12 protein-coding genes and 1 pseudogene are annotated in these 20,961 nt (G+C 65.3%); 11 read left to right on the top strand and 2 right to left on the bottom strand.

The window, feature by feature from the left end:
- The first annotated feature begins 16 nt into the window (after nucleotides 1-16).
- Nucleotides 17-1,315, top strand: a complete 1,299-nt coding sequence (locus tag ACOQPP_RS01215) for an AAA family ATPase (RefSeq protein ID WP_420635707.1) — start codon at nucleotides 17-19, stop codon at nucleotides 1,313-1,315.
- A gap of 13 nt (nucleotides 1,316-1,328) precedes the next feature.
- The gene (locus ACOQPP_RS01210) at nucleotides 1,329-4,370 is read left to right on the top strand and encodes a restriction endonuclease (RefSeq protein WP_420635706.1); all 3,042 of its coding nucleotides are present in this window, start codon (nucleotides 1,329-1,331) and stop codon (nucleotides 4,368-4,370) included.
- A gap of 51 nt (nucleotides 4,371-4,421) precedes the next feature.
- Here ACOQPP_RS01210 and ACOQPP_RS01205 read toward each other — a convergent pair whose 3' ends face one another.
- On the bottom strand, nucleotides 4,422-5,456 hold the full coding sequence (locus ACOQPP_RS01205) for a carboxypeptidase regulatory-like domain-containing protein (RefSeq protein WP_420635705.1): 1,035 nt from the start codon (nucleotides 5,454-5,456) through the stop codon (nucleotides 4,422-4,424).
- Nucleotides 5,457-5,641: 185 nt separating this feature from the next.
- Between ACOQPP_RS01205 and ACOQPP_RS01200 the strand changes: the two are divergent.
- From ACOQPP_RS01200 to ACOQPP_RS01160, 9 genes and pseudogenes are all read left to right on the top strand, one after another.
- Nucleotides 5,642-6,122 (top strand): annotated as a pseudogene (locus ACOQPP_RS01200) ((2Fe-2S)-binding protein).
- Nucleotides 6,123-6,263: 141 nt separating this feature from the next.
- Entirely contained in the window at nucleotides 6,264-8,333 is a 2,070-nt protein-coding gene (locus tag ACOQPP_RS01195; RefSeq protein WP_420635704.1) for a molybdopterin cofactor-binding domain-containing protein, read from the top strand.
- A 305-nt stretch (nucleotides 8,334-8,638) separates the two neighbouring features.
- Nucleotides 8,639-10,372: a restriction endonuclease gene (locus tag ACOQPP_RS01190; RefSeq protein WP_420635703.1), complete on the top strand. Its 1,734-nt coding sequence runs from the start codon at nucleotides 8,639-8,641 to the stop codon at nucleotides 10,370-10,372.
- Between the two features lie 74 nt (nucleotides 10,373-10,446).
- On the top strand, nucleotides 10,447-11,322 hold the full coding sequence (locus ACOQPP_RS01185; protein WP_420635702.1) for a hypothetical protein: 876 nt from the start codon (nucleotides 10,447-10,449) through the stop codon (nucleotides 11,320-11,322).
- A 91-nt stretch (nucleotides 11,323-11,413) separates the two neighbouring features.
- Nucleotides 11,414-12,667 carry a DUF6361 family protein gene (locus ACOQPP_RS01180; RefSeq protein ID WP_420635701.1) on the top strand — a complete coding sequence of 418 codons (1,254 nt, stop codon included), beginning with the start codon at nucleotides 11,414-11,416 and terminating at the stop codon, nucleotides 12,665-12,667.
- Entirely contained in the window at nucleotides 12,651-14,561 is a 1,911-nt protein-coding gene (locus ACOQPP_RS01175; protein ID WP_420635700.1) for a phospholipase D family protein, read from the top strand. The genes ACOQPP_RS01180 and ACOQPP_RS01175 overlap by 17 nt, the downstream gene beginning before the upstream one ends.
- Complete coding sequence (locus tag ACOQPP_RS01170; RefSeq protein ID WP_420635699.1) at nucleotides 14,558-17,812, top strand: helicase-related protein; 3,255 nt, start codon at nucleotides 14,558-14,560, stop codon at nucleotides 17,810-17,812. Before ACOQPP_RS01175 ends, ACOQPP_RS01170 begins: the two co-directional genes overlap by 4 nt.
- Before the next feature lie 190 nt (nucleotides 17,813-18,002).
- A complete protein-coding gene (locus ACOQPP_RS01165; protein ID WP_420635698.1) occupies nucleotides 18,003-19,172 on the top strand; it encodes a hypothetical protein in 1,170 nt (389 codons plus the stop codon).
- A gap of 100 nt (nucleotides 19,173-19,272) precedes the next feature.
- Nucleotides 19,273-19,470: a hypothetical protein gene (locus tag ACOQPP_RS01160; RefSeq protein WP_420635697.1), complete on the top strand. Its 198-nt coding sequence runs from the start codon at nucleotides 19,273-19,275 to the stop codon at nucleotides 19,468-19,470.
- Nucleotides 19,471-19,502: 32 nt separating this feature from the next.
- Here the strand turns inward: ACOQPP_RS01160 and ACOQPP_RS01155 are convergent, their stop codons facing one another.
- The gene (locus tag ACOQPP_RS01155; RefSeq protein WP_420635696.1) at nucleotides 19,503-20,939 is read right to left on the bottom strand and encodes an ATP-binding protein; all 1,437 of its coding nucleotides are present in this window, start codon (nucleotides 20,937-20,939) and stop codon (nucleotides 19,503-19,505) included.
- Nucleotides 20,940-20,961: the final 22 nt, after the last annotated feature.

The raw sequence follows: 20,961 nt of genomic DNA, 5'->3' as shown, positions 1-20,961 counted from the left end.
CGTTGACGTGTAATTTGTGCGCTGTCCCGATGAGCTCTCTGACGGAATCTGCGGGCTCCAGATCCAAGGAGAAGTAATGAAATCATCTACCGGCCGCTGGGTCAGCGGTGACGACTTCCATGACCGGAAAGAAGAGCTGGCTCTGCTTGAATCCCGAGTCCGCGACGGCAATCACATGGTCCTTACCGGCCAGCGCCGCATGGGCAAGACCAGCGTCCTGCGCGAGCTCGGGGACAGGCTGAATGAGGAGGGATGGGTCTTTCTCTTCGCTGACGTCGAGGGCGCCACGACCGAAGAAGATGTGATTGCCAGCCTTGCCGAGGCCGTTCATGCGATCCGCCCAATCGCGCGTCTCGTCAGTCCCATTGGCATGAGGCGCTGGTTCCGCGACCGATTCCGGAGCATCGACAGGATCAGCGCCAAAGAGTTCGCACTTCATTTCCGTTCCAAGTTGAATCCAGGAACCTGGCGGCGCCACGGGGAACGCCTCATCAGCCTCTGCGCCAAGCACGACAAGCCGGTTCTGATTGTGATTGACGAGATGCCGATATTCCTCGTCAGGTTGCTCAGCTATGAGGATGGCGTTCGTCGCACAGACGAGTTCCTGAGCTGGCTGCGGGCCGTCTTCCAGACTGTTGACGGACGCTACCCGGTGCTGATCGTGTCCGGCAGCATCGGGCTCGCCCCCCTGGTCCAGCGGCTGGGTCTCTCGGATCGAATCAACTACCTGGATCCCATTCGCCTGCTCCCGTGGAGCCGTGAAGACAGCATTGAATGCTTCGAAGTCCTCGCGAAGAGTTACGGCTTGTCCGTTGACGACGGCGTCGCGAGTTCGGTATACGAGCACCTCGGTATCGGGATTCCGCAGCACGTGCAGTCCTTTTTCGCGCGGCTGCGCGAATACGCGATAATGAGGAACCTCGATCGGATCAGGGTCAGGGATGTCGCCGAGGTGTACCGCACGGAACTTCTCGGACCGTCCGGACAGAATGACCTCGCTCACTACGAGACGCGGCTGCGCGAAGGGCTGGGAGATGAGGGCCGCTTCGGCCTCGCAATGGAGATCCTCGCCGAAGCGGCTACCCAGGAAGTGTTTTCGGCCGACGCGCGCCGGGCTCTGGAGAAACGGCACTCCAGGGTGAAGTCGGACGTGCAGCGCCAAGTGACGGAGACGCTCGATATCCTGGTCCATGACGGATACCTGGAACTGAGGGACGACGGCCACCGATTCGAATCGAACCTGGTGAGAGACTGGTGGGCGACACGCTTCCGCAACCACCACCGGCCCCTCACCATGGATGTAGTGAACAGCTGAGGGGATGACCTCGATGAGCGAAGCCCCACGGCCCACGATCCGCAAGTTCAACCCAGGTGTCTTCCAGTCCGACCAGGAAGTGCTGGATCAGTTCGTCGTCCGGAGTCGGGAGCTGGAAGCCGTGCTGGAGGTACTCCGCGGCAATATCGACGCCCCATCGTGCCAGCACACCCTTGTCGTCGCTCCTCGCGGTCGCGGCAAGACGATGCTGCTGGCCCGTGTCGCGGCTGAACTGCGTACCGACTCGACGTTGCGGCAGGCTCTCGTACCCGTCCGCTTCATGGAGGAGAGTCTGGAAGTCTTCACCATCGGAGATTTCTGGCTGGAAGCCCTCTCCTACCTGGCGAAAGAGTGCGTCGTACGCCATCCCGAACTGGCGCGGGAGCTTGAGGAAACGCACGCCGCTCTGGTACGGGAGTGGCGAGACAGCGGGATCGCCGACCGTGCCCGCGTCGCTTTGCTGGATGCGTCCGACAGGTTGGGCGCGAAGCTGGTGCTCATGGTCGAGAACCTGCAGGGACTGACCGAAGATGTGGACCGAGACTTCGGGTGGCAGCTTCGCCAATCCCTGCAAACGGATCCCGAGATCATGTTGCTCGGCACGGCGACCAGTCGATTCGAGGGGCTGGACGACGCCAGGGAGCCGTTCTTCGAACTCTTCCGGATCCTCAATCTGGACCCGCTGAATACCGAGGAATGTCAGCGGCTGTGGGAAGTCGTCAGCGGGGACTCCAGGGATGAGCGGGAGATTCGGGCCCTCGAGATCCTGACCGGCGGGAGCCCTCGTCTTCTGGTGATCGTCGCCGAGTTTGCCCGGCATCGGTCACTGCCGCAGATGATGGAAGAGTTGGTGACTTTGATCGACGATCATACCGAGTACTTCCGCGGGCACATCGAAGCACTCCCGAAGACCGAACGTCGCGTCTACCTGGCGGTGGCGGACCTCTGGCAGGCATCGAGTACGCGCGAGGTCTCCGACAGGGCTCGGCTGGACGTGCGCAAGACTTCGGCCTTGCTGGGCCGCCTCGTCGGGCGCGGCGCAGTCACGGCCGATGGGAGCGGCAGGAGTCGGCGGTATGCCGTTAGCGAGCCGCTCTACTGCATCTACTACAAGCTGCGGCGGCAGCGCGACGAGACGGCCGTCGTACGGGGACTGATTCGCTTCATGGTGGCCTTCTATGCCCGGAAGGAGCTGGCCTCGCTGTTTGGCACGCTGATGGCAGATGTGGACAGGCTGCCCGCGCTATGGGATGCGTTCCTCCCGGTGGCGCGCGAAGACGTCGACATCAGCGAGATCGCCCCCGGCATGGCTGACGCGACCTACCGTCGGCTTCTCAAGCGTGACGGAAGCAGCGCTGATCCTGAGAGTACGGCTCGGGTGGCCGCAAACTTGATCGAGGTCGGCTCCAGACTGGGGTTGGCAGGTGAGCATGAGCTTTCGCTGGAGTACAACGAAGCGGTGATCCGCCACTTCGAGTCCGTCCCGGAATGTCAGTTCTCGGTCGCCGTAGCGTTTTTCGGGAGGGCGTTGGCGAAACAGAACATGGGGGAGACCCACGAGGCGCTGGCCAGCTTCGGCGAAATGCTGGGTCGTTACGGACACTCGGCTGTGCCGGATTTCGACGTGGGCATCGGCATGGCGCTGCTGAACAAAGGCTTCTTGCATGGTCGCCTGAACGAGCCGGAGGCGGCCATCGCCTCCTACGAGGAGTGCGTTCGCCGCTTCGGGAAGGCCGCTGAGCCCGGACTGCGAGTGTCGGTGGCAGTGTCACTCCTGAACAAGGGGTCCACCTTGGCTCGGGACGCGATGGACGCCGCACTTGCCACTTGGGATCACCTCATCGAGGCCTTCGCCGACGATGAGATCCCGGATGTTCGGCTGCAAGTTGCGGGCGCTTTTGCGAAGAAGGCGGGCGCGGCGGTGTGGACCGGTGTAGAAGAGGACGCAATCTCGACGTGCGACGAGGCGGTGCGGCGCTACGGAACCGAAAGTCACGTCGAGATTCGGCGCGAGATCGCGCTCGCTCTGGAGTTCAAGGGGGTAGCCCAAAACCGGCTGGGTCGTGCACGAGAGGCTCTCCAAACGTGTGACCTTCTCATCGAGCGCTTCGGCGATATCGCTGACCGTCAGGGGATTCCCATGAGGTGGCGCGTGATGGGAATCAGAACCCAGGCGATGGTCCTCGAGGGTGACGAGCCGGGCGCGCTGCGCGGGTTCAGGGAGATCTGCCGCGGGCTGGATCCCGCCAACGATGCGATGGTCCATAAGGTCGTCTGGGATACGATTGGGCTGGTTGCCATCGGTCTCGCGCCCGACGATTTGGCCGAAGTGCTGGCCGAGGCCAGGAGGCCATCCGATTCGCTCCTCCCTCTCCTGGCCGCCCTCCGTAAGATCGCGGGAGATCCCATGCGAGTCTCCGAAGAAGTGTCCAAGGTCGCCGAAGACGTGATCCAACAGATCGCCCTGCGGCGATCCGAACTGGAAGATGGGGGACATAAGGAGATGCTCAGAAGTTCCGCAGAAATCTCGCCGGAGGAATTCGAGCGGGCAGCGCTCAGGGTGCTGCGGGCCGCGTGGGGAGAGGATTCCGAGGAGATCACTCTTGACAGGCGCGAACGCGTCAAGGGAGCCGGCGGACAGTATGAGATCGACGGCGTACTCCGCATTCGCCGCTTCGGCGGGGCGGAGATTGTCGTGTTCGTGGAGTGCAAACGACACGGGAGGAGACTCGGTCGGGACCATGTGATGGCTTTCGAGGCGAAGATTCGTGATTGCGGCGCGCACAAGGGCATCCTCATCGCCTCCAGCGGCTTTCAGAGCGGTGCCATCGAATTTGCGCAGAGCCGCGGCATTGCCACCGCGACGATCACGGATGGCAGGCTGAACTATGAGACGTTCGGTCTTGGTTCGTCTCCGACCGCTCGTCCAGGCACAGGGTGGCCAAGATGGGAGATCTTCGTCCATTCCGTGTCGGATCAGGGGGGGATCGTATGGTCTCTGGCCAACGAGGCACGCCCAGACGACCTCCGCGAGTGGCTCTTGTCGGATCCTTGAATCACTGACCGAAACGGTCGTTTTTTCGTTGCGATCACGCGCCCCGGGAAGCTACTTGGTCCAGATCGCGACCACACCGCACCTGGCGTCGGGTCCGGAGAAACGGGCCGGGAGCGAGGCGGGTCCCCGGTACACCTCCACTCCGCCCACCTCGATCGGCAGCACCACGTGGTTGAGGTGTCTTATTTCGACCCTCATCCCGTCGACGAGCACCTTTGCCGCGCACCCCGACCTCCTGTTTATCAACCCGGAGCCGAGCATCGTGTGGTCCGCGATGAACTGGGTCATGCGAATCGGCCGCCAACGTTCCATGTAGTCCTCGGAGAAAAACTGCCCCAGCCCGAGTAGCTCACCCCAGTGCCTTCGTTCGTAGAAGCCCTTGATCTCCAGACGGCGCGATCTCTCCGCGACCGCCACGAGAGGTTCCATCTCCACGGGTTCCGGCACGAGCCCCACCTCCACCTCCGTTGTGATTCCGGGGCTCATGACGATGCGGTGGCGGAGAAGCGCGTAGCCGAGCCGCCGAACCTCGAGCTGGTGCTCCCCCCGGGGAATCGCGTTCAGCACGAACTGGCCTTGCCGGTTGCTCTCGGCGAGGCCGGGGCGGCCGACAACCGAGACCGCCGCCGTGGCCACCGGATCGTCCGTCTGCGCGTCGTATATCCGGCCCAACAGGCGGCCGGGCGACGACAGCGCGAAGACGACGCGGAGTTCAACTTCGTGGGTGCCCCCGCGTTCCAGCGCGACGGTCACCTCCCTGCTTCCATCCGACCCGACCTCCGCCCAGAGGACGGCGCCCTCCGCGTCCCGCGGCGCGCATACGCCGTAGCGCCCGCCCTCGCCGGTCGTCCCCCGCGCCGGCCGCCGGCCCGCATCCGTCCATTGGACCGCGACCACGGCGCCGGGCAGCGGAACTGCGCCGGATTCGTCCATCACCGTGACCCGCAGCTCCGGACGCTCGCCGCACTCCCTCTCCTGCTCCTGCCCCCTGGCTGCGGAGGCGCCGACGCCCAGCGGAAGCGCCGCCAGGAGCGCGGCGGTTCGACCTCTTTGAAATGCCCCGCGCAAGATGGACAAGATGGACATGTGTCCTCCGGGTTATTGCGCTTTCCGCCGGCCCCCTCCGGTGAAACTCGGCGACGCCGAGCCTCCCCCTCCCTCTTGACGACCCCACGTCGTCCCGCGTCACCCATCGGCGTGGTCGGGGCCCCCCATCCGCCGTACGTTTGAGGCAGTTCGACCGACCTCCCATGCCCAACCCGGAGCGGCCCATGGCAACGACCTTCAACCTCAACGGGGAGGCCGTCTCCAGCGACGCGCCCGAGGATGCGATGCTGCTGTGGGTCCTGCGGGAACGGCTCGAAATGACGGGGACCAGGTTCGGCTGCGGGCGCGGGGCCTGCGGGGCGTGCACGGTCCATGTGGACGGCCGGGCCATGCGTTCGTGCCGCCTCCAGCTGTCGCGGGTCGCGGGGAGGGACGTCACCACCATCGAAGGGCTCTCTCCGGACCGGTCCCACGCGCTGCAGCAGGCCTGGGTCGAGGAACAGGTGCCGCAGTGCGGCTACTGCCAGTCCGGCCAGCTCATGCAGGCCGCGACCCTGCTGGCCGAGAACCCGTCGCCGACCCCGCGAGGAGATCGTGAGCCACATGGACGACATCCTCTGTCGCTGCGGTACCTATGGGCGGATCATCCGCGCCATCCAGCGCGCTGCGGGTGAAACCGCCGCAGCCGCAGGGAGGTCCGGATGAACGCGCGCGCCGACTTCTCGCCGACCCAGTCCAGGAGGACGTTCCTCAAGCACACCGGCGGGGGCCTCTCCTTCCGTGCTCGTGTTCGGTCCGGCCGGCGTCACCCTCCGGGGCCCCGTGGACGGCCGCAGGGCGGACGGCTTGCCTGGGGCGGACGGGCGGCCCGCGGCGGAACACGCCTTCGGGGCCTGGGTCAGGATCGCGACCGACGGCCAGGTCCTCATCTACAACCCGGCGGCGGAGATGGGTCAGGGCTCCATGACGGCCCTGCCCGTGATCCTCGCCGAAGAGATGGACGCGGACTGGGACCGCGTCCGCATCGAGCATTCGCCGGTCGAGCCCACCGTCTACGGACGCAGCTGGGGCGGGCGCGGGTCCGGCGGGACGATGATGACGGTCGGCAGCATGGCGGTGCGCGGGTACTTCACGAACCTGCGGCTGGCCGGAGCGCAGATACGGCGCGTGCTGCTGGACAACGTCGCCCGCGAGTGGAACGTGCCCGCCGGTGAGCTGACGACGGAGCCCGGCGTGGTGGTGCACGCCTCCAGCGGCCGGCGCATCTCGTACGGCGAGATCGCGGCCTTCGCCCGGGTGCCGTCCGAACTGCCCGAAGTCGGCGAAGCGGAACTCAAGTCTCCCGACGACTTCCGGCTCATCGGCCACTCGGTGCCGCGGCACGACATCCCGGCCAAGACCGATGGCAGCGCCCGCTACGGGATGGACGTGCGGGTGCCGGGGATGCTGTACGGGATGATCGTCCGCTCCCCCGTCCACGAGGCGCGTCCGGCGTCGTTCAACGAAGCCGAGCTCCGCGCGCTGCCGGGCGTTATCTCCACCGTGACGCTGGACTACGGCGTCGGCGTGATCGGCGAGACCGTCGAAGCGGTGTTCGCCGCGCGCGACGCGATGAACATCGAGTGGGCCGGAGGCGCGGCCGCCGAAGGGTTCGACAGCGTGCCCGCGCTGGAGAGCTACGCGGACATCGCCGGCCCGGACGGCGCCCCGGGACGCACGATCTCCGAGAGCGGAGACGCCGCCGCGGCCCTCGAGGGCGCGGCCCGCCGCTACGAAGCCGACTTCTACAACGACTACGCCTACCACGCCCAGATGGAGCCGCTGAACGCGGTCGCCGCCGTCAACGAAGCCGGGGACGGCGCGGAGGTGTGGGCCGGGACGCAGGCGGCGGACGGGGCCCGGTCCGCGGTTGCGAGCACCCTCGGCGTGCCCGTGGAGCGGGTGACGTTCCACCCCTGCTACCTGGGCGGGGGGTTCGGGCGGCGCTCGATGTCGGACTACGTCGTCGAGGCCGTGCACCTGTCCCGGGCCGTCCGGCGCCCGGTCAAGCTGATCTGGACCCGCGAAGACGACGTGCAGTACGGGGCGTTCCGGCCGCAGAGCCTCCAGCGCATGACCGGCGGCGTGGATGCCGGCGGCGACCTCACCGCGTGGACGCACTGCGTGGTGGGCGACGGCGGCGGCCTGCTGTCATCGGGGATCCGGATTCCGTACTACGACATCCCGAATCAGCGGATCGAGAGCCGCGGGGTCAGCCACGGCGTGCGCACCAAGCACTGGCGGGCCGTCGGGCACGGCCCCAACAAGTTCGCCATCGAGGCCTTCATCGACGACATCGCCCGCGGCGAATCCATCGACCCCTACCAGTTCCGGCGCACGCTCCTGCGGGACGCGCCGCGCGCCGTGGCCGTACTCGACGAGGCCGCCGGGATGGCCGGCTGGGGCGAGCGTCCGCCGAGTGGACGCGCGCGGGGGATCGCCTTCGCGGAACGAAGCGGATCGCTCGCGGCCGGCGTGGCCGAGATCTCGGTGGACGAGACCAGCGGCCGCACCCGCGTGCACCGTTTCTGGTGCGCCGTCGACGGCGGCATCATCGTGCAGCCGGACAACGCCCGCGCCCAGATCGAAGGCGGCATCGTCACCGGACTCAGCAGCGCGCTGTTCGAGCGGGTCACCGTCCGGGACGGCCGGGTCGAACAGTCCAACTACCACGACTACTCGATCCTGCGCATGTCCGACATGCCCGAAATCGACGTGCGCTTCATCCCCTCCCGCGAACCCCCCATGGGACTCGGCGAATCGGGCACGCCGCTCGCGGGCGGCGCGGTGGCGAACGCCTTCGCGGCCCTGACGGGACGACCGCTGCGGCATATGCCGTTTTCGCCGGAGCGGGTGCTGGAGGCGCTGGAGGGGTGAACGCCGCGTGCCACAGCTCCGAAGACGTTGTTCTCCGCCGTAGTCGTGGGCCGGCCGTTAGCGCACGATCGTCGTCGGCATGCGAGAAGCAGAAAGAATAGCTGCACCCTGGGCCCGATCGTCCCCAGCGTGTTGGTGTTCTCCCTCAACGCCGTCTCGCCCCTCTTGCCGTCATGCGTTGCCGTTGCCATATCATGTCCCTTCGATACATCCGACGACGGTCGGGGCGTGGGGCGCCATCCACCCGACAGTTAGGTCAGTTCCGGGGCGTACGATTAGGAAACAAGCTCAAAACGGTGCAACTAATGTCCACAAAACAGATTCGGATTGAGCAATCGGTGTCCCCTACGGGCATCATCACGTACTCGACTGAGATCATGCATCGCGGCCTCGGCAAGCATCGTAGAATCAAGGATCGCGACCAATCCGTTGTCGTGATGCGAGCGCAGACGCAGCTAGAACAATGGGCTGCGCAATGGGCCAAGCAACAAGCTCGCGAGAAGGCTACACAGAAGAAAGAGAGGGCTCAAAAGCAAGCTGCGCTCCGAACGCAGATCGCTGCGAAGCGGTTGACGGGGATCGAAAACACTCTAAAGCATACATTGAGCCATGACGATACGGTGGACTGGGACAGTCTCAAGGATCACAGCGCATTCCCTGAACCCGGGCCATCCTTAAAGCCACCCCAAGAGCCCCTACCACGAGAACTGCCGCCGGAGCCTGATATGGGCTCGATGAAGTACCAGGCCAAGATATCGTTTTGGGACGCATTCAGTTCCAAGCGCTCGGCTCTTCGCAAGCAAGAAGCTCAGAATCTCTATACGGTTGATCAGAGGGCATGGCAGGACAAGTGCAGCAAGATCCAGCGTTTCAATGAGCAGTTGCAGACCGACTACAAAGCGGCGGTTATACGCACCGAAAAGGATCATCGTCGTCGAGTGCGCGAATGGGAGGAAAGGCGGGCGCAATTTCGGTCGAAGCAGGGGGAGCAGAACAAGAAGATCAATCAGCGACGCGCTGACTGGCAGGCTGGCAAACGGGCGGCGGTTGAGACCTACTGCGATATGGTGCTTTCCGGCTCGCAGTACGACGAATGCTGCCCTCAGGAGTTTGAGTTGGAGTACAGTGACGATAACGGCATCTTGATCGTAGATTATCAATTGCCTGCGCCGGACGCACTTCCTACGCTCATGGAAGTCAAGTACGTGATTTCTCGCAAGGAGTTTGTTGAGAAGCACCTGCCACAGACGAAACAACGCAAGCTCTACGACGACCTGCTCTATCAAATCTCTCTGCGCACGGTCCACGAATTGTTTGAAGCCGACACCGCAAGGTCTTTAGCTGCCGTCGTGTTCAACGGGTACGTCACGTCGATCGATAAGCGTACTGGTAAGAAGGCGACGGCATGCGTGCTATCCGTTCAGGCGGATCGTGAGGCCTTGGGGGAGATGGATCTCAAGCACGTTGATCCGAAGGCGTGCTTTCGAGCGCTCAGCGGCGTGGGCAGCGCGAAGCTGCACAGCATCACGCCGGTGGCACCACTTCAGACGTTGAGCCGAGATGACGCACGGTTCGTTGCGGATCAGGCCGTCGTGGAGGGGCTGGATGAAGGTGACAACCTGGCAGCGATGGATTGGGAGGACTTCGAGCATTTGATTCGCGAAGTCTTCGCGAAGGAGTTTTCCGGCGATGGAGGTGAGGTCAGAGTCACGCAGGCCAGCCGCGACGGCGGTGTTGACGCGATCGCATTCGACCCGGACCCAATCCGTGGTGGCAAAATTGTAATTCAGGCCAAGCGATATACGAACGTCGTAGGCGTCTCAGCCGTCCGCGACCTTTACGGCACGGTCATGAACGAGGGGGCCATGAAGGGCATTCTCGTGACGACATCAAACTACGGGCCGGACGCCCACAAGTTCGCGGCGGACAAACCGCTCACCCTGCTCGACGGAGGCCACCTGCTGCATATTCTGGACCGCCACGGCCACAAGGCCAAGATCGATCTGGCCGAGGCCAAGCTCCTGAATGATGGAAGCTGAACCCGAAGAGCTTGAAGCTGTCGCCCACACCTGCCTGATGCATAGCCAATTCCTCCGCGATCCGAGCGGCTAGGATGGCGGCCGGTTACGGCGATGGGCGCGTGACGATTGGTCATACCATGGTAGGCCGCGTGGCTGTAACCAACGTCACGGCCGTCCCTGCGCTAGGCCCGCGAATTCGCTTCGGGCTTTCCTGGACTCTCGGACATCTCATTCGTTCGCGAGAGGGGAATCGGCAGGACGAATATCACCTCATTGACTTCGGCGGCGAGTTACGGGTGGGGGCAGATGACCTCTTCGTCGGCCAGCTCGTGCGGGACGGATCGCAACAACCTCTCCGCTCGCTCGGCTATGTGGATACCCAGGGAGGCTCCGTCGCTCTCGATCTAGGCAGACATCGGCTGGAACAGCTTGAAGAGTGCCGGGCTGGCGGCGTTCTCACAATGAAGATGCAGCTGTGGCCTCGCATCGAGATGGGCGGAGCGACAACCGATGCTCGAGTCGAGGAAATCCGGATCCGGATCCCACGGGACGATTGGGTCGCGGCTCTAGGCGCACTCACTGGGGAGCAGATCGATCTCTTGGAGATCCGTTACCACCTCATGTACGCGGATGGTTACGGGACAAGCCTCGCGGAGCTTCGCCGCGCGCGAGACGCGGTGGACCGAGGCGATTTCAACCACGGAGTCGTGCAGGCGCGAAAGGCCGTCACCCTCATGGAGGAATCGGTCAAGGTGGCGACTGGAGATGGTCTCAAGGCCGCTCTGACGGACAGGATCGACAAACGGCATGCGGACCTGTACGGAGGGATTGTCAAGCGCGCGAAGGACATGGGCAACATCACCACGCACCGTGCCGAGGCTCGTGAGTACACCCGCGTCGAAGCCCTCTTCGCCATCCGTCTGGCGACGATCACACTCGAGGTCATAGCTGGGCTGCTGGCGGAGTGAAGAACGGAGACTCCGGGAGGAGGTAGCCCGGGCACGGTCGCCGGCGACGACCGATTGGCAGGGGATGCCGTCCTAACACAACGGAACGCCCATGGCTTCTACACTTACTTGGCTGGACTACTCCGAGCGCGACCGGCGTCGCGCGCTGGATGTCATCGACCTGTTCCGTGAGACGGGTACGGTTGACGAACTCGGGCTAGCGGGGATTCGCAACAGCTTCTCGGATCTCTTTTTCCCCGGCACCAGCACGATCCAGACTCGGGCGTGCTACTTCCTGCTCGTGCCCTGGACGCTCCTGCGGCTTGAGCGCCTGAGGAAGCCGTCGAGCAAGGCCGCGGCGAGGGCTCGGCGGGCCGAGCTCAACCTCAACGGCCGGATGCTGGCGGGCGACGACACGCGGGGCGTGTTCGGGTCCCAGGCGGGGAGCGCGTTGAAGCGGCTTCCGAGCGAGGTCTATTGGGGCGGGCTTCGAAGCTGGGGGATCCGCACGTTCTCGGGCCACAAGTGGGCCTACTTCCGATCGCTTGACGGATTCTACCGGCGCGGAGCCCAGTTCCGGGGTACGCCTCGAGATCCGGAGGGGAGAAGCGCGCCGCCGGCGAACTGGCACCCTCACCTCCCCGCCCCTCCGTCGGGCTTCCCGTACGAGAACGTCTCGGTTGCACTGCGGCCTCAGGACGCCGAGTACCTCCGAGAGAGGATCCAGGCTCGGCACCCCGAGAGCCTGTTGGCCGTGCTCGCAGGCCGCGCCAATCCGGAGGACCTCGACGCCGATCGACCGTGGCAACTCTCCCGGCTCAGCGAGATATCTCCGGTGTTACGTGAGCAGCTTCAAGACGCCGAGTTATTCGCCGTCTGTATGCAGGGAGCGGCCCTGCTCTACAACCTCATGCTCTCCGAACTGCAGCAGCACGAGCGGCGCGTGGAAACCTACCGGAGCGAACTGGGGGACTGGACCGTCGACGTTGAGGCCCTCGGATCGGATCTGGCGGATTGGCGACTGAACGGGGTGTGGAGCGTCGTGCGGGCGCAGGGCCGCTCGGTCGGCTATCCGACGCAGGCCTTCGTGACGCGCTGGATCGACAACCTGAAGCTCGGTGGGCCTGAAGCTGTCGTCCCTCAAGACTCCGCGGCCCGAACTCTCGTCCGGGAGCGCGAAACGCAACTCAAACGCGGTCGCGCGCGGCTGACGAGCCCGCGGCACCTCGAGCTCTGGGGAGGACGATCCGGCACCAGGCGGATGAGCTACCGGTGGGGCGGAAGCGTGCGGACCGGTACGAGACTGCTCCTCAAGGACATCTTCGATGGGCTGGCGCGGAGCGAGGGCGATGCTGGGAACGCGTGAGCGGACGCTCCTTCTGGAGAGCCTGCGCCCGCCGGCCGGTTACCGCTTGCGTCGCGCCGTGGGGACCAGCTACACGCTGGACCTGATCGCCCTGCTGACGGCCCCTCTCGCTTTCACCTTCTTCGACGCGCACGACGAGGACGGCGCGCCGGTGACCGATCCGGTGGCGCTCCTCGAAGCGCTGCGGCGGCACGCCGAGAACGTCACGCTTTTCTGCCAGGCCGGTGCGATCGCGGTGCCGAAGCCGGAGCAGACGCTGCTGGCCTATCTGGAAGGCTCGGTCATCGAGGTGCAACCGCCCCGCGCGGAAGGGATCTTCCACCCCAAGCTGTGGGTGCTCGCTTTCGAGGCGGACGGGGCGCCGGCGATCTACCGCGTGCTGTGTCTCTCCCGCAACCTGACCTTCGCCCGGTCCTGGGATACCTGCCTTTCCCTCGAGGGACGGCTGATGGACCGGCAACGCGGCTACTCGAGGAACAAGCCGCTGGCAGATCTGCTTCTGGCCCTTCCGGGGCTCGCCACCCGTCCGATTCGAGCCGAGTTGCGGGAGGACATCGAGCGGATGGCTTACGAGGTCCGAAGAGTGGACTTCCGGCCGCCCCAGCCCTTCACCGACTTCCACATCCACCACTTCGGGCTAGGGCGCAAGCGCGGATGGCCGTTGCCCGCTGCCTCGCGGAGCCTCGTGATATCGCCGTATCTCGTCGGCTCCGTCGTTCAGAAACTCGTGCGAGAGCATGGGCTCGACGTGCTGATCTCCCGCCCGGAGGCGTTCGAGGAGGTCATGCGCAGTTCGGGGCGCGAGGCTCTCCCGAAGACGTGTTACGTGCTATCGCCGGGAGCCGACCTCGACTCTCGCGAGGCACAGGAAGAGGAGGCGGAGCAGGAGCCGAATGGATCGCCGCCCGTTAACGACCAGGTCGAACTCGCGGGCCTGCATGCCAAGCTGTTCCTGTTCGAGAACGGCCGGGAGGCACGGCTGTTCACCGGCTCGGCGAACGCGACCGCCGCGGCCTTCGGGCTTAACGTGGAGGTGCTGGTCGAACTCTTCGGGAAGAAGAAGGACTGCGGCATCGCCTCGCTGCTCGGCTCCGAAGACCACCCGCGGCTCGAAACCCTTCGATCGCTCCTCCAGGAGTACACGCCTCCCGGCGACCCGGTACCCGAGGAGGACCCCAAGAAGGACCTCGAGAGGAGGGTCGAGCGGTTGGCTCGCATCCTTGGGGCCGCGCGCCTGACGGCGACGGTCCGCGACGTGGACGCGGAGCAGCGCTGGGACATCGCGTTGTCGGGAGAACTCCCCCAGATAACTGACGAAGCGGCGGTATCGGTATGGCCGGCCACGCTCTCCCCGGAGGCTGCCCAGCCGCTCATGGGCCCCGCCACGGACCAAGGTGAGTCGGGCGGTCCGACCGACGGGATCGCCACCTTCAGAGGGATGTCTTTCGAGGCGCTGACCGGGTTCTTCGCCTTCGAGATCTCCCTGCGGGAAGGATCGCACGCCGTCCGGCAGCGGTTCGCGGTCACGGCCGAGTTGATCGGGGCGCCCGAAAACCGGAAGGAGCGCCTGCTTCGCTCTCTCCTGAAGGATCGGCGTCGCGTGCTCAGACTTCTCCTTCTGATCCTAATGGATGAGGGGGCCGATGTGTCGGCCTTCCTGCAGGCGGCCGACCCCGACGACACCGGATCCCAGGGATCCTTCGGGGGATGGCCCGAGGCGGCCCTGCTGGAGGCGCTCCTTCAGAGCCTGAGTCGCAGCCCCGACCGCATTGACGAGGCCGCCCGGCTGATCACGGACCTCGCGAAGACACCGGAGGGGAGGGATCTCCTGCCGGACGGCCTGAGCGAGATTTGGGAACCGGTGTGGCAGGCGCGGAAGGCTGTCGAGTCATGAGCCGCCGGGAGGGGGGCGAGCGCCCGGACACCAACGCCGTCCTCAAAGGCCTCAAGGGCTTCCAGCGCGACACCGTGGAGTATGCCTTCGAGCGACTCTACACGGCCCCCGACTCGACCCGCCGCTTCCTGGTCGCCGATGAGGTGGGTCTCGGGAAGACGCTCGTGGCCCGCGGCGTGATCGCGAAGGCACTCGATCACCTGTGGGACGGGCCTCACAGGGTCGAACAGATCGACGTCGTCTACATCTGCTCCAACGCCCAGATCGCCCGACAGAATGTCCGCCGGCTTCAGATCGGGGACAGCCGGTTCGTCCGGGCCGACCGGTTGACGCTGCTGCCGCGAGAGATCCGGGGCCTGCGCGGGAACCGGGTGAACTACCTCGCGCTCACGCCCGGAACCTCGTTCGACCTGAGGAGCAGCATGGGGCGCCGGGACGAGCGGGTCCTCCTCTATCATCTCCTGCAGCGGGGCTGGCCGGATCCACGGGCGGGGCCCATGAACCTATTCCAGGGGTACGTGAGGAACACGAAACACTTCCGCTGGGAGCTGAGGGAGTTCAAGCGCTGGCAGCATATCGACGTGGAACTCGCGGAGGCGTTCAAGCTCCGCGTCCACGAGGAGGGCGAGGGTCTGCGGGAGCGTTACCTGGACCTCTGCAAGCGATTCCGGCGGTCCAGGAAGCGGATCCCGGGGAACGATCGCTGGAGGCAGGCGAAATTCATCGGCCGGCTTCGTTCGCTGCTGGCCGAGGTCTGCGTTACGGCGCTTGAACCCGACCTCGTGATCCTCGATGAATTCCAGCGCTTCAAGGACCTCCTGGACGGAGAGGATGCGACTGCGCAGTTGGCGAGACGGCTGTTCACATATGCCAATCCCGAGGAGAACTCGGAGGTTCGTCTCCTCCTGCTCTCCGCGACGCCGTACAAGATGTACACGCTGCACCACGAGAGCGCCGAGGACGATCACTACCGTGACTTCCTGCGGACCGTCGAGTTCCTCGACCCCAGCCTCAGGGAGAGGGGAGACCTCCGGCGGCTCCTGGATGACTACCGGCAGGCGATGTACGGGATCGAGTCCGGGACGGAGGCGCTCGAGCGGATCAAGCGAGAGATCGAGGCCCAACTCCGGCGGGTCATGTCACGGACTGAGCGACTTCGGGCCTCCACGGACGCCCAGGGGATGATGCGCCAGGTACCGAGCGCGGGACTGCAACTCACCGCGGAAGACGTAGGGGACTTCCTGGCGCTCGAGAAGATCGGCCGTGAAGTGAGACAGCCTCAGGTCCTCGAGTACTGGAAATCGGCTCCGTACCTGCTGAGCTTCATGGATGACTACAAGCTGAAGACCGCGGTCGTCGCGAGGCTGGACACGCCATCGGAGAACGGGCTCGCGAAGCTCCTGACCGATAGCGGGCGCGCATTCCTTTCCTGGGGAGATGTCGAGGCCTACGCGAGGCTCGACCCGGCCAACGCCCGTCTGCGCAGTCTCCTCGAGTGGATGGAGCGCGGCGAGGCGTGGAAGCTGCTCTGGCTGCCCCCTGCACTTCCCTACTACGCCGAGTCCGGTCCGTGGAAGGCGGCGCGCGAGCAGCAGCTCTCCAAGCGCCTGATCTTCTCGACCTGGACGGTGGTTCCCAAGGCGGTCGCGAGCGTGGTGAGCTATGACGTGGAACGCCGGATCTTCGAGCGCTTCGATGACTCGATCCGCAACACGCCCGACGAGCGCAGGAAACGCCGTCCCCTGCTTCGCTTCGCGTACTCGAACAAGAGGCTTACGGGCATGCCCGTGCTCGGAATCCTCTACCCGAGTCCGAGCCTGGTGGAGTTGGGCGATCCCGTCCCGGTACCGGAGGGCGAGGCGACCCTGGCTGACGCGGTTGGCCGCGCCCGAGCGCGACTCGAACCGCTGCTGGACAGACTCACGGAGCCGTATCTCGACGCCGAGCGCGAAGACGAGAGTTGGTACTGGGCGGCCCCGATCCTTCTCGATCTCGAGAGATACGGCGAGTCGACGAAGGATTGGTTCGGTCGCTGGGACCTTCCGAGGGTCTGGAACGGAGCGCAAGAGGATGAAGACGAGGGCTCCCGGTGGGTGGATCACGTCAAGGAAACGAAGAAGCTCGTCGACGCGGGGGTCGACGCAGTGGTGCGGGGATCGCTGAACATCGGACGACCCCCCAGGGATCTCGCGGAGGCTCTTGCCACGAGAGCCGTAGCCGGCCCCGCGACGAGCGCGCTCAGGGCCCTCACACGTGCCTCAGGCTCGGATACCTGGGCGGCCACCGGGGCCCGCGATGCGGCCGCCCGCATTGCGTGGAGCTTCCGGACGCTGTTCAACCTCCCGGAGGCGATGGCGCTCCTCCGAGGGGAGAGGCCCGGGGATGAGACTCCCTACTGGCGACAGGTCGTGGACTACTGCGCGGCGGGCAACCTACAGGCCGTGCTGGACGAGTACGTCCACACGCTACGGGATCTCGAGGGGCTCTTCGCAGCCGAAGACGAGGAGGCCTGGGAAAGACTGGCCGTGGCGGTGGCAGGCGCGCTGTCGCTTCGTACAGGTGCGCCGCGCGTGGATGAGCTCCGATCCGCCGACGACACCGTGCGCATCGAGCACCGCCGGCTGCGCAACCACTTTGCCATGCGTTTCGGCGCCCAGGAAAGCGACGACGGCAAGGCGGGGGCGCGCGAGGGGCAGGTGCGGCAGGCGTTCAACTCCCCCTTCTGGCCCTTCGTGCTCGCGTCCACCTCCGTCGGCCAGGAGGGACTGGACTTCCACGCCTATTGCCATTCGGTCATGCACTGGAACCTGCCGTCGAACCCCGTCGATCTCGAGCAGCGCGAAGGCCGGGTGGACCGCTACAAGGGCCACGCCGTTCGCAAGAACGTCGCGCAGGAGCTCGGGGCGGAGGTTCTCGGCGGCGACTCGAAGGACGTGTGGCGCGCCCTGTTCGAAGCCGCCCGGGCTCAGTCAGCGAACGGGGGCGGACTCGTGCCGTACTGGCTGTTCCCGCTCGAGGACGGCGCGTACATCGAGCGGCATGTGCCGGCGCTTCCGCTGAGCCGGGACGCGTCTCAACTCGAGGCGCTCAAGCGGTCCCTCGCCGTCTACCGGATGGTGTTCGGGCAGCCCCGGCAGGACGACCTGATGACCTTTCTCCTGGAGCGCTGCAGCCCCGAGACGCTGCGGGAGATTGAACCGTCTCTGCGGATCGATCTATCTCCAACTCGTGGACGGCGACCGAACCTCTGAGACGGTGTCTCAAACCTGCCCGGCCTAGCTGCGGCTCAAGGAAGGCGCCCCATGGCGCTGGGTTCTTCGCTTGCCGAGGCTCCGGCCACCGCGCGATGTTGAGCCGAGCCGCAATTTGCGGAGGTCTCGGACAGGCAGGACAGCGCACGTGGAGATTGTCGGATCCCAAGAGGACATACCACGCAACCCCGTGGGACAGGTTCTGACGCACGAGGGTCGCTCGATTGCGTTAGTCGACCTCGGCCGGGATGCCAGTGAGGCGTTGCGAGCGTCGTGGTCCGAGGATCGTCCGTTCGAGTCCGGCGGAGTAATCGAGAGCGGCTGGCTGCTCCCGACGCTCGGCGCCGGAAGCACGGCCGCGTCGTCGCTGCTCGCCGGCAATGTGTTCCTGGCGACAGCCAACCCGGCGAGCCTGATGACCATCGGGACGGGGGTCGGTTCAGCCGTCATGGGCCCTGCCGGGATCGTGGGACAAGCGCCGTTCGTTGCCGCGAGCAGCGCCCTTATGCCGGTTGTGGCGCCGGTGATGCTCTTCACGACCGTCTCGTCCTTGATGATCTGCGCACGCCTCGACCGGGCGCAGAGGACGCTCGGACAGCTCGCCGAAGTGGTGGAGCGCGTACGCCGCCTCCTGGACGCCGAAGACTACGCCCGGTTCGAGACCGCGGCGGAGCGGATTGACGAGATCCGATCCGAATTCGAGCGCTGCCGACGATTCGCCAGCGACGTGCCGGACAGGCTGGCTAGGGTCGAGCACGACGTAAGCCTGCTGCGCTCCAAATACGGACTGCTGGCAACCGGAGACGTTCATTCGGAGGAGGACGCCAAGTCCGCCGTGTCGGACCTCAATCGGTTCTTCCTGGCAAGTCTCTACGACATCCAGATCGACGTGCTGCAGCTGTACCTGGCGCTCCAGAACGATCCGGACGTCGTGGAGTTCCGGCAACCCCGGCTGCGCGAGAAGATCGAACGGTACGGCGGGGAATTCCGGCAAATCCTCGATGACGACCGCGTCGGGGCCTACCACAGGAAGCTCAAGGGAGAGGCGGCCAAGTCGGGGTTGTCCCGACTCCTGGGTGACCTCCGCCTCCCCGGTGATCGGCGCCTCCCGCGCGGCATGCGTCGTCTACTCGGAGGCCAACTGGCGGAGCGCGTGGAGAAGACCCGGCTCATTCGCAGCGATTTTGACGCGGTCCTGATGCACATTGAGCGCTGGATCGAGGCGTCCGAGGCTGCCACGGATGAATCGCGGCGACAGTCCATCGTCTTCTACCGCGAACCCGATGGCGAGCGCGCATTGCGCGCGTACCACACGGAAGACGTTCGGTTGGAGCAGGCATCGTCGGGCGATCCTATCTGATGAACCCGACCGTGCAACCGCGCACCCTCGGAAAGATCCTCCAGCTACAGAAAGACAGGCCCAGCGATGCCACGACGCACGTGCGAAGCGAGGCGAGCCGATGGTCTCCGACTTCAGCCTGGCCGCCATGAGCGCGCGCATGGCGGGGGCGGGCTTCGACACCGTCGACGGCGTGATGATGATGGATCTCGGCGAGCGCTACGCGCGCGAACTGGGCCCGCTTCCGTTCGAGATTCCGGGGATGTTCGGCTGCGGTCTCTTCCAGAGGGCCGAACCACCGCCGGAACCGGGGTGTTGAGCGGTCGAATGCCTTCTCTCCTGCTTCAGTCTTCATTCCACCGCCGCCAGCACGGCCCTCCCGGCCGCAGTGATCCGATACCGCTGCTTCCTGCTCGTAGGCGTGTCAGGGATCGTCATCTCAATCCACCCAGCATCCATCATCGGTCTGAGAATCTGGTTCCTGAACTTGGTGCGGTCCTTTCTCCCCACCACCGCCATGAGTTCCGTGATGGGCCGCGCCGACAACGACTTCCGTAGAATCGCCACTTGGTGCCGACTTGGTGCCGACTTGGTGCCGACCCGGTCTCCGCCCGATCCCTCGGCGGTCGCGTCCGAACCCTCGCTGCGCTTTCCCGCCACGCCGACGCTCTCCAGGTAGTCATCCGAAAACCCAAACTCGAACCAAAGGCCTCCAGGCTCCAGGTGGATCTCCGGTTCCGGTGTCCCGGCCCTTCTGCAAGCACGAAGAACGCGGTCGATCCCGCGTCCCCACGACTCGATTTCGCCGGTCCAGAAGAAGGCGTTCGCGATGTCCGGGTTGTAGGGCCGGGACGGGTGCGGGCCCAGCAGCTTCTCGAGCGTCCAACCCTCGGGTAGAGAGCCCGGATTGTAGATGCGGAGGCGGTCATCGTGTACTCGAATCTGGATCGGCGCGGGGATCGCGTAGTCCCGGTGCACCACCGCATTCAGCAGCGCCTCCCGAAGCGCCGACTCGGGCATCGGATAGCTTTCCACCCTGTGGATCCCGTCGTAGCCGATGCCTGCCTTCAGGTACTTGAAGAGCAGCACTTCCATGGTCTTGTCGACCTGTGTGAAGAGATCGCCGGATATCACATCGTGAAAGCGCACGTCCCATTCGTTTCGGAAATAGCCGACCTTCACATGCGCACCCGCCACGAACCGCTCCGGATCGCGATGGAACAGGAGAACGGACGCCTTCGTCAGGTAGTCGCCGTCCGTGAGACGCAGCTTCTCAATGAGACCGGCATCGTCGTCGTCGAGCGCGTTCCCCGAAAGCCTCCCCTCCTTCCTTGCCCGCTTGCGAAACCCGGCCAGCGCGGCTGGATCGAGATCTTCCAGCGATACCCGTGGATCCGGCATCCCGTCCCAACACCTGCCGGTCTTTCCAAGCAGAAAGCGGTCCAGAGCAGGACCTCGGAGTATCTGGTTCGTGCTTCCGCTACGCTGGTAGTAGACCCCTCGGTAGCTGATCGCCACCGGGTACGGCTCGACGATGATGCGCAGGTAGGGGACACCGCCATCCTCCCGCACATGCATCGCGGCAACGACGCCGAGCAGGTCACGGAGCTTGTTCGGCAGTTCCTCCAGCAACCGTCTGCGTTCGCGGGCACCGACTCCCACGACCGTGCCCTCGTCGTCGCGGCCGATCTCCAGCGTGCCGCCAGCCGCGTTGGCGAAGGCGCATACGGACTTGAGGTGGTCGTCCCGCCACGCGGTCTTCCATTCGAGGCGCTGTCCTTCGCTCATTGAGTCTCCTCGCCGCCGTCCG

This window comes from Candidatus Palauibacter sp. (assembly GCF_965222475.1).
Lineage (GTDB): Bacteria > Gemmatimonadota > Gemmatimonadetes > Palauibacterales > Palauibacteraceae > Palauibacter.
The sequence above is the reverse complement of the archived record's forward strand: the minus strand, read 5'-3'. Positions and strand labels throughout refer to the sequence as shown.